The following is a 12,959-nucleotide window of genomic DNA, read 5'->3' on the forward strand; positions in this document are numbered from 1 at the left end:
TGAATTCAGGTTTTGTACGGAGGCGCCAGTAACATCAAGGTTGCCTCCGGCGATGATCTGACTGTCGCTATTGATAACAGAACCGCGGAAAGACATATCGCCACCCGAGAGAATCTGACCGGGATCAGATGAGACGATTTGTGTTTCGTAGAACCGTCTGGTTCCTAAAAAGCGTGTGTATTCGCGGAATGTGTATGGCCCTGCTGAACGCCATTCCACATTAACGTTACCGATATGGGCACCCGGATAATCAGAGCTTTCAAGTATAGCGCCAGTCCCTGCAGGATTAAATCGATCAAAGCTGCCGGAACCAGTCTGCACCAGTTGTGTGACCAGATTGGAATTTAAGTTTTGTAAATCGGTGATAGTAAAAGTTGCCTCACCCAATGCCTCAATAGTCGCGCCATCATTAATAAGTGAATCTGCAGTTCCAATGGATTGATTAGCACCATCGAGACTGCCGGCTATCGCCAAATCGCCTGCGCTGAATATCAAGCTATCATCACTATTTTCAATAGTCGTTGCGCCCATATCAAGCCGGTTACGAGCAGCGATTACAGCACCTGCATCATTGCCAAGGTTAGCAACCTGAATAGCGACTTGATCAGCAAAGATACTGCCGGCTTCACTATTGAGCAGATTATCTGCGTTGATGAGCGTATTTACGCCATCAATCAGGCCCTGGTTTGCAATCTTGTCCACGGCGGTAATATGAGTATCAAGGCCGACTATTTCCCCATTCAACATATTGTCAATGTTGTTGGCGCTAAGGTGTAGCGATTGACTTGCAAGTATGGTCGATTGATTAGTAATGTCACCACTGGTATGTAAGTTAAGATTAGCGCCTGCTTGCAGCTTACTGGTGTGAATATAATCAGAAGCCAGCTTGATGCTAATGTCACCATCTGCTCTAACACTGCCATCACTTTCCAGACCTGCAACATCCAACTGGATATTGCATTTAGCACTGATAACGCCGATATTTTGCAGCACCCCATCGGCAGTAATACTGACACTGCCAACGCTTGCTCCGATATCACCAGCATTCCTTACACCCAAACCAAATTCTGTTCCAACCATGTGAATTTTGCCCGCGTACATGCCTCCTAGTGCAGCAACGTCAATGGCAAAGGCTGGGGTAGCAGCTCCTGCATCAGGGGCAATAGGTCTTACGTTGGTCTGATTACCTTTTTTATCGATACTGATCTGGTTGGTACCGGTGGTAATATTAAGCGTATTCGCCCAAATACCAGCGTTTACATTGACTGCGCGTGCAATCACATCGGTGAAGTTAGTTTGTGAAGTATCGAGTCCATTCCCTAAAAAGTTAATCTTCCCGCCCCCGACGCGATAACCTAGCAGGTTGCCATTATTCAGGATGGGTTTCCCCGTCGTCAGCGTGGCGCGATTCGCATTGATAAAGCCACAACCACTGCAGCTGATACCTGCCGGATTGGCAATAACAACCTGAGCGCGACTACCGGCCACTTCAATATAGCCGTTCAGCAAACTCGGATTTTGACTGTTAACCTCATTCAATATTACTTTAGCTGTGCCCCCGGCAAGGTAGGGATTGCCTTGAACCCAGCCGCCAAGTTGGGTTTGGGTATTTTTATTGCTGTTATTGAGGATAGCGCCTTTCGACTTTACATCGAACTGGCGATAGGAGTTACGTGAGACACCCTCAGCGCTGGGGGACTGAATATTGACCAATGGCAAACCATTTGCTGTTTCATTAATAATCGGTTGCTGAGTGGCTGGAGCATTAGGATCGGCAATGATGTCTGCATAGGTTGGGCTGGTCATTATTACCAGACTACTCATGACAAGCATTGAGAAAATCAACGGACGCAGAGTCGCGAGGACCATAGGGCAAGGTTTTGTTGTTACGATTGAGTTACTTCCCGAAGAGTGACATCCGACGTTTTCTGCAACCACCATCATCAAACCGCGTGCTCTGTTAAACACCACCTTGAATTTATTTTTGTTCATCTTTTTAATCCCTTATCTCAGATGATTCAACGAAACATAAATCAAAAGGTCAGGTTCAAATTAAACCCTGTTGCCGTACTGGCTGTTTCAAACCCTCTGGGCTTTTTAAGTGCTTTTCCCATAAACACGTCATAACTAAATCCGCCAAAGCCCCCTCTTAACCCCATTACAATTCCTGCCAGCTGCCTGCCTAATAAAAGATCACTGGATTGACCGCCGACTTCGCCATAATCTAGCCCCCAATAAACGGCCTGCCCCGTGTTTGCGAGTAATGCACTCATTTCATTACGTAAGAACCAGCCGTTATCCGCACTTAAAGACCATTGCCCGTCAAAGCCGCGAACGGTGTAACGATTACCAATAGACAGGCGATCCTGTGGTGTTAATGGTGTGAAATTGTATTGCCCACGAAGTTGGGTTGAGTAACGCAGAGCCTGCTCACCCCATGGGGCTTTAACGGAAAATGGCAGGTTGAAACCAAGATCAGCCGTGACTATTTCCATACGTGATGTTCCTTCATCAAAGGCCTCTTCAGGCGCTTTGAGAGCATTCCATGCCCCTGTCCCCCGTTTATATGCGATGGTGTAATCCAGCAGTGTCTGTCCTAAATACCAGGTTTGGCTGAAACCGAACTCCCAACCCGCGGTACGCCGTCTTTGCACTTCAATCTCTGTGTCGTTTATATAGCTAGAGGATTTTCTGAAAAAACCTCGAAATGAAAGATAGGTTTTATTGATGGCATTACGATAAACGAGTCGGCTGGCCTTGATATCTGAGTTTTGGCTGCGACCACTGTAGGTATAGGATTGATTAAGACCTGAAACCATTTGGTGGTAGTCATAGTTGGAAGTGGTAAACCCAAATAACCAGTAACCAACGGGAAACGAATAATGGACCGTCTGACCATCAGATCCGCGCTTCCCTGATTCGCCTCCACCCAGATCATGGTTGTAATTAACGTAGAACAAGTCATTGAGCATCAGCAGATTGTCGCCGGATAAGGTAATGCCAGCCTGATATTTACCGGTGGAATCGAACCCGGCATCATCGGCGCTGATAGTCAGTCGAAACGGGAAACGCTGTTGGTAATGAATGATCACATCGCTTTCACCAGGCAGGGCATCTGGCCCTTCTGCCGGCTCTATCTGGATATCGACTTCTGTAGTGGGTACTCGTTTAAAATTCTCCAGACCTTGCTCAATATCGCGCAGATTCAGAATGTCACCCCGATGCACAGGGATCGCATTCCATTTGGTCGCTCTTGCAGATACGCCTTCAGCAAACTGAACCTTTCTGACTCTGCCTGGTATCACCGTAAGTTGTAATAAACCGGAATTAAGATCCTGTGGAGCTGCTAGCACCCGGGTAGTTACAAAGCCCCGGGCAATAATGGCATTTTGAATACGACTCATTGCGACATTAATGCCTTGTGCCCCAAGACAACGTCCTATGGCGGAATCATTGCCATCCGTTACGGCGGATAAAGCAAACTTAAATTCTGCAGCGCTTTCGCCAATCAGTGAAACGCTGGAGATAGTGAAACAGGGAGATTCACTGTCTGGATAAACGAGGATTTCTGGCGGAGAAGTTGGATTTGGTATTCGTACATCAGGAGAGATTTCCTGTTGCTCGCGAAGCTGACGCTCGCGCTCCTGCTGCAGAAGCAGCTCTTGTGCAGCGCGATCAATAACTGCAGCACCAGCATATGCTGCTACAGAAAATAAATTCCATATAACAAACACCCATACCAGAAGATAGGGCGCTCGTCTTCCGTGACGATTATCCATTTTTTTCTTCTTGAATTCCTTTCAATTACGAAAAATAGTAATTCAAGAATAAAGATACAGGCAACGCTCATGCCGAACCGTATGGGAAAAATGTGCGCTACTTCAAATAAATTTCAGACTTTTTAACCATTAGTTTTGATCTAGTTTGATTTCAAAAATCTGCTGATTATCTACATTGGGGTAAAAGTCTGGCCGTTCATGCATCAGCATGATAAGCATTTTATCCTGCCACTGCGGATACAAACGCTGCCAGATGCGTTGTGCCATTTCTGTATCAATGCCGTTGAAAGGCTCATCCAGCAAGATCAGTTTTGATTCTTTTAATAACAGTCTTGCCAGACAGACCCTTCTGGCCTGACCACCGGATAATTGGCTGCCGGTATCGCCCAGCCAGCTGTGTAACCCGGCTGGTAGCTGTTTGGCCCACTCATCCAGCTCAACTAAAGTCAGTGCCTGCCAAAGCTGTTGCTCATCGACTTCATAAAGCCCTAAGGTCAAATTGCTATATAACGTCGCGGCGATGATGCTGTTTTGCTGCGTCAGATAGCCAATCTGCTTATGCCAGGCTTGTGTTTGATCTGTACGCAGTGGAATGCCATTTATCAACAACTGATAAGGCGTTATAAATGAATCCGGTATTTCCAGTCCCGCCAGGATGTTGGCGACTGTGGATTTTCCAGTTCCGGATCGACCAGTCACCAGCAAACATTGTCCGGGCGTTAATTCAAATGCCATAGCCGTATCGATAGTGCTGATAACTTTGGGATGATCAGCCAGCATCATCGACAGACGTTCAAGCTCTTCTATCGCCATTTTTTCTGAGGCCTTATGTTCGGCTAATGGTTGCAGACGTTCTGCTGCATAGTGGGTTCTGCCCCACTGCCCTACCTGTCCCGGCAGGTTTTGCAATAACTCGCCCAAACCAAATACTGCCAAAACTAACATAACCGCAACCGGTCCACTGAAAATAGCATTCTGGTATGCCCACATTGCTGCCAGCGCCACACCTATCACCAACAACCCATGGCAGATACTGACCATTAACTGTGCATTGGCAATCTGTTGATTCAGTTTTAATTGTGCCCTGCCAATCTCAGCAAGCGACTGCACCAGTCGCGTTTGATGTGCTTCATTTAAACGCGCGGCCTGTAGCTCCAGCTGGCCTTGTAAATGTTCAATCGTCAGCAATCGCGCCTCGTTAATTAGCTCTGCATACAAGCGACTGATTTGGGTTGTTTTATGGGTTAACAGGCTGAAATAGAAAATGCCGGACATCAGTGTGATAAAACCGAATATCATTCCGAGTGTGAGTGAGAAAAAACTCATAAATAAGGCCAGCAATAACACACTGCCTATTGCTGTCATTGGAGGTAATAACAGTCGTAGCACAAGACTATCAAGATTATCCAGATCGGCGGTTAAACGGCTTAACCATTCGCTATCTTGTGTGTTTCGCAGTTCTTGAACTGGTAAATCCAGTAATCCGGAAAATAGCGTGCTTCTGAAACCGGCAATGACCCGCAGCACCATATCGTGGTTATGCAGCCGCTCAAAATAGCGTCCTACCGTGCGGCTTAAGGCAAAAAACCGGATCCCGCCACCCGGCCGATAAATATCCAGCATCACCGCACTGCCCGCCGTAATTGCCAGACCCGTTATCGCCGTAGCGGTTATCAACCAGCCGGACAAAGCTAACAATCCCATTGCTGAAACAACCGTTAATAACGCCAGCAGTAAACCAACTATTAAGCGTTTTTTCTGATGTTCCAATACTTTTCCAAGCCAGAATCTAATCGGTGAAATTGTATTTGGTCGAGGATTCAACATGATCAGTCATCCCCTTTAAACTTAAAATGGAGCTGCTGATCGGCAAGCGCTAATACCTCAGGATCATGGCTTGATATCACTAAAATACACTGAGGTTTTAACTCCGCCAGTGCCGCCAAAACATACTGCCGACTCTCGGCATCAAGACTGGCCGTCGGTTCATCCAGCAACACTAATGGGGCTGGCGAAAGTATTACTCTCGCCAACGCCAGTCGCTGTAATTGTCCACCGGAAAGCCCTTCACCATGTTCATTAAGTTGACTGTCTAAACCATTGTCTCTATTTGAAATTAACATTTCCAAGCCTAACTCAATCAATGCCTTTTGCATTGATTGTTTAGTGGCTTGTGGGGCTAGCACAGATAGGTTATCGGCCCAGCTGCCGTTAATGATCCAGGGTTTTTGTGGCAGATAACGAATCGCTGTTTTAGTGATTGGCTGGTTATTCAAAAGCAGCTCACCGGACACTGGTGGCAGATAACCAGCCAAGGTATGTAACAAGGTGGTTTTGCCACTGCCAGAAGGGCCACTAATCACCAGACATTGCCCCGTTGTTAACTTAATATTTAAAGGTCCCTGTAATTTTTCACTGGCGTTATAACCAATTGAAAGATCAGTTGTGACCAACTTTGATAACGCCGAATTAGATTGTTGTTCTGATATGACAACTGCAGAAAGGTTTTTAGTTGTATCTGACGGATCCAGATAGGTAGCAATTTGCGTAGCAGCACCCAAAGCAGCAGCCCGATCATGATAGAACTGGGAAAGATTTCGTAGTGGCTGAAAAAACTCCGGTGCCAGCAGCAAAATAAATAAACCACTGAATAACGTGATATCAGCCGCCGGCCCCCAACTAATCGCGCCAAACAACGCAAAACCAATATATATAGCGATAGTGGCAATGGCCACACTGGTAAAAAACTCCAATACGGCTGACGATAAAAACGCCAGCTTCAGTGTTTTCATCACCACTTGCCGATAATCCTCACTGCGCAAATTCACTTCATGTAATGCGGCAGATTCGGCAGCAAACAGTTTTAGCGTGGTGAGATGTTTAACCCGATCCAGAAAATGACCAGCCAGGCGCTGGCGTTGGTTGAAAAAACGCTGATTGATGCTTTCAGCTCCCATCCCGACTAATACCATAAACAAGGGAATCAACGGCGCTGCCAACAATAAAAATAAGGCGGCCAGCCAGTTGTAATAAAACACAATCAATACGATTAATAGTGGTGTGAGTACTGCCAATAATTGCTGTGGCCAGAATCGGGCGAAATAACCATCCATCGCTTCGACATCTTCAATCAATTGGCTGGCAGCCGCGCCGGGAGAATGTTGACTATGCTGCAATGCACTGGTTTGCCGCCAGGCGTAAAGAATCTGCTCTCGCAAATCCTCCCGCGCAGTCATACTGGCCCATTGACTGTAATGCTCCTGCACTCTGACAAAAAATGCGCGTAAAAGCAGACTCAGCAGCATCAAAGCAATCAGCATGAACTGTTCTGTAAGTGGTTGCTGCTCAATGATTAATGCATAAGTCAGTTTTGCCAGAGCAAACCACTGAACAATCATCGCGATCGTTGCCAACACCCCCACAAAAACAGCTAAAAGTAATCGGCTTCGCTGTTTCTGTGAGAGGTCTTTTAACAGTAAACGACCAGTTTGGGCTATCTCTTTGCTTATCGAGTCATCAGGCATTAGCTAGTGATAACCACCTTTCACTTTGCCGCGGAAGATCCAATAAGACCAGGCGATATAGCCCAGGACAAACGGAATGACAAACAGGAAGCCCAGCAACAGGAACAGTTGCGATTCATAGGCCGAAGCAGCATCCCATAATGTGTAATCCGGTGGTACCAGATAGGGCCATTTACTGGCCAGTAATCCCAGATAGGTGAACAGAAACAATCCCATGGTGGCCACAAACGGCAAGCCTTCCTGCTGTTTTTTCACTGAGCTATAAATGAGATACGCACTGTAAAGGGCCAAAAGCGGTAAGAACCAAATGAGAGAGAAACCATGGAACCAGCGCTCCATCACACCCGCATCAACAAATGGCGTATAGATGCTGACAATGGCAAACACTAACAACACCAACACCAGCAGGCGAAGTGTCACACGATAGGCCCACTGCTGCAGTTCGCCTTCGGTTTTCATGATTAACCAGGTACTACCCAACAAGGCATAGCCAGCTACCAGTCCCAGACCGGTAATAATGGTGAAAGGTGTCAACCAATCGAATGCGCCACCGACATAGACAAAGTTACTGGTTTCAAAGCCCTGAACATACGCACCCACAACAGCGCCCTGAGCAAACGCGGCGACAAAAGAGCCTCCGGCAAACGCCCAGTCCCAGATGTATCGGGTGGTATTTGCCTTAAAGCGAAATTCAAATGCCACGCCGCGAAAAATCAAACCGGCCAGCATCAGAAACACACCTATATATAAAGCAGGCAGAAAGACCGAATACACCAACGGGAAAGCTCCTAACAACCCTGCACCGCCCATCACCAGCCAGGTTTCATTACCATCCCAGACCGGTGCAACCGAGTTCATCATAATGTCTCTTGAATGATCATCCGGCGCAAAGGGATACAAAATGCCCTGCCCCAGATCAAAACCATCCATCAACACATACATCATCACCGAAAAGCCAATAATACCGGCCCAGATAATCACTAAATCAAATGGCTGTTCCATTACAGACCTCCGTCTAAACTGGCATTGGCGGCTGATATTGGCCGTTGGGCTTTTTCCTTATCGTCATCCAGCTGATCGGCATTGGCAGTTTCCAGGCCACCCCGGAAGACACTCATCAGATAAAACACTCCGGCACTGAATACCATGGCATACACAGCGACATAACCAATCAAGGTAAATAACGCCATACCGCCTGTTAACGAAGGTGTTAACCCCTGCGCATGCGTCATCTGTTCATATATTAACCAAGGTGCCCTACCGGTTTCGGTGACAATCCATCCTGCTAACACCGCGATAAACGGTGACAGACTCATCACTCTTAACCCGTTCAGGAAAGGTTTACTCTCAAGATAGCGATCACGTTTGCGTAGCCAGAGTCCTGCCAGCCCAAACAGCACCATCAGCATGCCCATTGCCACCATCACCCGGAAGGCCCAGAACACAATAAATACCGGCGGCTGCTCTTCAGGTGCCACTTCATTTAATCCCGGCACTTCACCATCCCATTCATGTGTCAGGATAAAACTCGCCAGTTTAGGAATTTTGATTTCAAAATGATTCTGCTGGTTTTCCTGATCCGGCAAGGCAAACAGTAATAATGGCACACCGGTTCCTGTCTCCCAGTTACCTTCCATCGCCGCCACTTTCATTGGTTGATGTTTAAGGGTATTCAGGCCATGAAAATCGCCAACCAACACTTGTGCAGGTGCCAGAATCAGAATCAACCACAATGAAATGGAAAGTGCCTTTTTATTGGCCTCCATTTCCCGTTTTTGCATGATAAACCAGGCCGTCACCCCCGCGACCACGAATGAGGCTGTCAAAAAGGATGCCAGTGCCATGTGCAGGAAGCGATAACCAAATGACGGATTGAAAATCGCATCCCGCCAGGAAACGACGTAATACAGTCCATCGCGCAATACCAATCCATCTGGTGTATGCATTAACGAGTTGGCGGCCAATATCCAGAAAGAGGAAATAAACGTGCCTAACGCCACCATGATTGCAGCAAATAAATGCACACCTTGCGGGACTTTATCGCGGCCAAATAGCAGCACACCAAGAAAAGCCGCTTCTAAAAAGAAGGCGGTGATCACTTCATAACTGAGTACCGGCCCCAGAAAGTTGGCCGTCGCGTAAGAAAAATTACTCCAGTTGGTGCCGAACTGAAATGACATGACAATCCCCGACACCACCCCCANNAAATACCTGAATCCAGAACTTCGAAAGTCGCTGCCAGAGCGGGTTGCCGGTTTTTAATGACAGGGCTTCCAATACGGCGATAAAACTTGCCAGACCAATCGTAAAGACCGGGAAAATGGCGTGAAAACATACCACGAACGCAAACTGAATTCGTGACAGTAAAAGCGGATCGAGTTCCATGGTGACTCCAATTTGGTCAGTACTATTTACAGGCCCAACATCACTGGGGGGTTAACATACATTAATTGCCCAGCTTTCAGACTATAAATAGCACAAGAAGTGCTTAGTAAAAATGATAGGGATCAATTTTTTTTCAGTTTTACAAATTCACTGCAATTCAACATAGGTTAAACCCCATCGCTGATGAATTGTTTAAGCTATAAGCTGTCATGTTTATATAAGATGTCGTTATGAACAGCATCTGTCGTTATCCCCATTGTGAAACTTTATTAATTCAGATAACAGCGTTAACCTGAATTTAATTCACCGAATGAATAAACGTTTTTATGTGTATCAGGAGGAACGAATATGGAAGTAGAAATTCAAGATGAAAAACACACTGGTCGTGTTGCAGCTATCTATGGTGATGAAGTTTCCGCCAATGCCGCCAGGCAAAAACTCATTAATAATGGCCTTTCACCCGCCGTAATCAGTATTGTTAAACCGGATGACAGCGCCATTAGCCGAAAAATCGAACCTGAAAGCCATGGCATAGCCAAAACCATCGTTAAATCCCATGGCTGGCTTGGATTGATAGGTATGATTGTCGGTATTGTCATCGCAACATTTTTAGTGTCCAGCGGTCCTGAAATGACTCAGTCCAGCCCCATGTTCACGTATCTTGTGTTTATCTTTTTCGGGTTGGTTTTTGGCATGATGTTGGCGGGCGCGATTTCAATTCGTCCTGATCACGATCCCTTAATCACCAAAACCGTTGAAGCCAGTCATGAACAAAACTGGACGGTGGTTGTACAAACCGATGAGCATGATGAAATTGATCTAATCAAAAAACTGCTTGAAGATTCGGCTATTTCAATGAGTGAAACATTCTGAGCATTTTGACGATTTGATATCCCGGCGAGTCGATCTTTTCCGGCTCGTTGGGAAGAATGACCACAAGATATTCACCGGCACCCATTCAAACAAAAAAATATTTTTTTCTTCACCATATTGGGGCAAATTCGGTGATCGCGCATGGCGGCTCAGTTACCGCCTGATCGCTCTGAAGTTATCCACATCTAATGCACAATTTATGTGCAACTTATCCCCTTGCTAAGACTTCAAAAACACATTATCTTGTGGTTCAATCATGTTGCGACCACAATTTGTTGTGGTTTGCCGTTTTTAAAGTCTTACCACACAAAGCAGGGAAAATCACTATGGCGAGCGAAGCAGAAAACTACATCCAACCCTCCTCCGAATCCGGTTACAAGGTTATCCGTCGTAACGGCAAGGTTACTGAGTTCAACAGCAGCAAAATTGCCGTTGCTTTGACCAAAGCTTTCCTGGCCGTTGAAGGCGAAGCCGCAAAAGACAGCCGACGTATTCACGAAACGGTTGCCGAACTCACCCGACAAGTCAGCGATAATCTGCTGCGTCGTCTGGATGAAGGTGGCACCGTACATATCGAGGATATTCAGGATCAGGTTGAACTCGCTCTGATGCGTGCCGGTGAATACAAAGTTGCCCGCTCGTATGTGGTTTACCGTGAACAGCAATCGCAAAAGCGTGCGGAAGAAGAACGCAAACACCCGCAACCTGCCAATGAAAGCACATTGCACGTCACGTTGAATGACGGCACTCGCCAGCCGTTAGATATCGACCGCCTGCGTAACCTGATTGATGAAGCCTGTACGGGTCTTGCTCAGGTTGATAATGCCGCCATTCTGCGTGATACCCAACGCAATATTTTTGATGGTGTGTCTGAAAAAGACGTCGAAAAAGCACTGGTCATGTCAGCCCGTACCTTTATCGAAAAAGATCCTGCCTACAGCACCCTGGCTGCTCGCCTGCTGATGGACAGTATCCGCCGTGAAGCATTGAGTTTTGTCTACAAAGCCCCTCGTCAGGCATCGCAAAGCGAAATGGCCGAACAATATAAAGACTACTTCAAAACCTACGTCCACACGGCGATTGAAAACGAACTGATTGACTCAGAACTCGGCTTATATGATCTGGAGCGTATGGGCGCAGCACTCAAACCGGAAAATGATTTCAGCTTCACTTACCTTGGTCTGCAAACCCTGTATGACCGTTATTTCATTCACTGCGATGGCACCCGTTTTGAATTACCACAAGCCTTTTATATGCGTGTGGCAATGGGTCTGGCGATTAATGAAATCGATCGTGAAGCCCGCGCCATTGAGTTCTATAACCTGCTGTCTTCTTTCGACTTTATGAGCTCAACGCCGACCCTGTTTAACTCAGGCACATTGCGTCCACAATTATCGTCTTGCTATCTGACCACCGTACCGGATGACCTGAGCGGCATTTATAACGCCATGCGTGATAACGCCCTGCTGTCCAAATATGCTGGCGGTCTGGGTAATGACTGGACCCGTGTTCGTGGTCTGGGTGCACATATCAAAGGCACCAACGGTAAATCACAAGGTGTTGTGCCGTTCCTGAAAGTCGCTAACGACACGGCTGTTGCGGTCAATCAGGGTGGTAAACGTAAAGGCGCGGTCTGTGCGTATCTGGAAACATGGCATATCGATGTGGAAGAATTCCTCGATATGCGTAAAAACACCGGTGATGATCGTCGTCGTACCCACGATATGAACACCGCCAACTGGATCCCCGACCTGTTCATGAAACGTGTGGCCGAAGAAGGTCAATGGACGTTGTTCTCACCAGAAGAAGTGCCGGATCTGCATGATCTGACCGGTCTGGCGTTTGAAAAAGCCTACAACGAATACGAAGAGAAAGCGGCACGCGGTGAAATCCGTAATTTCAAACAAATGCCGGCTACTGACCTGTGGCGCAAAATGCTCGGCATGCTGTTTGAAACCGGCCATCCCTGGATTACGTTCAAAGATCCTTGTAACCTGCGCAGCCCGCAACAACATGTTGGTGTGGTTCACAGCTCAAACCTGTGTACTGAAATTACCCTGAACACCTCTGATCAGGAAATCGCGGTTTGTAACCTCGGTTCGATCAACATGGTTCAGCACATCGACGAAAACGGCAAACTGGATAAAGAAAAACTCAACCGCACCGTGAAAACAGCAATGCGTATGCTGGATAACGTTATTGAGTACAACTATTACAGTGTGCCGCAAGCGCGTCATTCCAACCTGCTGCACCGCCCTGTTGGTCTGGGCATCATGGGCTTCCAGGATGCATTGTATAAACTGCGTATTCCTTACAGCACCGAAGAAGCGGTGAAATTCGCGGATGAATCAATGGAAGCCGTCAGCTACTACGCGATTGATGCGTCTTCTGATTTGGC

General features: G+C 46.9%; 9 protein-coding genes. 2 read left to right on the forward strand and 7 right to left on the reverse strand.

The features are described from left to right. The 7 genes from B3O33_RS02910 to B3O33_RS02940 form a co-directional block, all read right to left on the reverse strand. The coding region (locus B3O33_RS02910) for a filamentous hemagglutinin N-terminal domain-containing protein (RefSeq protein ID WP_292362891.1) at positions 1-1,992 on the reverse strand (1,992 nt) is incomplete at its 3' end. Positions 1,993-2,033: 41 nt separating this feature from the next. Then, positions 2,034-3,779, reverse strand: coding sequence for a ShlB/FhaC/HecB family hemolysin secretion/activation protein (locus tag B3O33_RS02915; protein ID WP_292359615.1), 1,746 nt, complete (start codon positions 3,777-3,779; stop codon positions 2,034-2,036). Between the two features lie 129 nt (positions 3,780-3,908). Continuing rightward, complete coding sequence (locus tag B3O33_RS02920; RefSeq protein WP_292359617.1) at positions 3,909-5,606, reverse strand: amino acid ABC transporter ATP-binding/permease protein; 1,698 nt, start codon at positions 5,604-5,606, stop codon at positions 3,909-3,911. A 2-nt stretch (positions 5,607-5,608) separates the two neighbouring features. Beyond that, on the reverse strand, positions 5,609-7,303 hold the full coding sequence (cydD, locus tag B3O33_RS02925) for a thiol reductant ABC exporter subunit CydD (protein WP_292359618.1): 1,695 nt from the start codon (positions 7,301-7,303) through the stop codon (positions 5,609-5,611). Between the two features lie 3 nt (positions 7,304-7,306). After that, positions 7,307-8,305 carry a cytochrome d ubiquinol oxidase subunit II gene (gene cydB, locus B3O33_RS02930; protein WP_292359620.1) on the reverse strand — a complete coding sequence of 333 codons (999 nt, stop codon included), beginning with the start codon at positions 8,303-8,305 and terminating at the stop codon, positions 7,307-7,309. Then, entirely contained in the window at positions 8,305-9,483 is a 1,179-nt protein-coding gene (locus B3O33_RS02935; RefSeq protein ID WP_292362892.1) for a cytochrome ubiquinol oxidase subunit I, read from the reverse strand. The genes cydB and B3O33_RS02935 overlap by 1 nt, the downstream gene beginning before the upstream one ends. Continuing rightward, positions 9,452-9,688, reverse strand: a complete 237-nt coding sequence (locus B3O33_RS02940) for a cytochrome ubiquinol oxidase subunit I (RefSeq protein WP_292362893.1) — start codon at positions 9,686-9,688, stop codon at positions 9,452-9,454. The genes B3O33_RS02935 and B3O33_RS02940 overlap by 32 nt, the downstream gene beginning before the upstream one ends. Positions 9,689-10,036: 348 nt before the next feature. Between B3O33_RS02940 and B3O33_RS02945 the strand changes: the two genes are divergently transcribed. Beyond that, positions 10,037-10,561, forward strand: a complete 525-nt coding sequence (locus B3O33_RS02945; protein ID WP_292359624.1) for a hypothetical protein — start codon at positions 10,037-10,039, stop codon at positions 10,559-10,561. Between the two features lie 326 nt (positions 10,562-10,887). Next, positions 10,888-12,959: ribonucleoside-diphosphate reductase subunit alpha (locus B3O33_RS02950; RefSeq protein ID WP_292362894.1), on the forward strand; the 2,072-nt coding region annotated here is incomplete at its 3' end.

The sequence above is a fragment of the Methylophaga sp. UBA1464 genome, assembly GCF_002325665.1.
Classification (GTDB): Bacteria; Pseudomonadota; Gammaproteobacteria; order Nitrosococcales; family Methylophagaceae; genus Methylophaga.

Excerpts from the sequence above, each read along its gene's own strand:
- B3O33_RS02915 (WP_292359615.1), bottom strand. The coding sequence starts at position 3,779 with ATGGATAATCGTCACGGAAGACGAGCGCCCTATCTTCTGGTATGGGTG.
- B3O33_RS02920 (WP_292359617.1), bottom strand. The coding sequence starts at position 5,606 with ATGTTGAATCCTCGACCAAATACAATTTCACCGATTAGATTCTGGCTT.
- cydD (WP_292359618.1), bottom strand. The coding sequence starts at position 7,303 with ATGCCTGATGACTCGATAAGCAAAGAGATAGCCCAAACTGGTCGTTTA.
- cydB (WP_292359620.1), bottom strand. The coding sequence starts at position 8,305 with ATGGAACAGCCATTTGATTTAGTGATTATCTGGGCCGGTATTATTGGC.
- B3O33_RS02935 (WP_292362892.1), bottom strand. The coding sequence starts at position 9,483 with ATGTCATTTCAGTTCGGCACCAACTGGAGTAATTTTTCTTACGCGACG.
- B3O33_RS02945 (WP_292359624.1), top strand. The coding sequence starts at position 10,037 with ATGGAAGTAGAAATTCAAGATGAAAAACACACTGGTCGTGTTGCAGCT.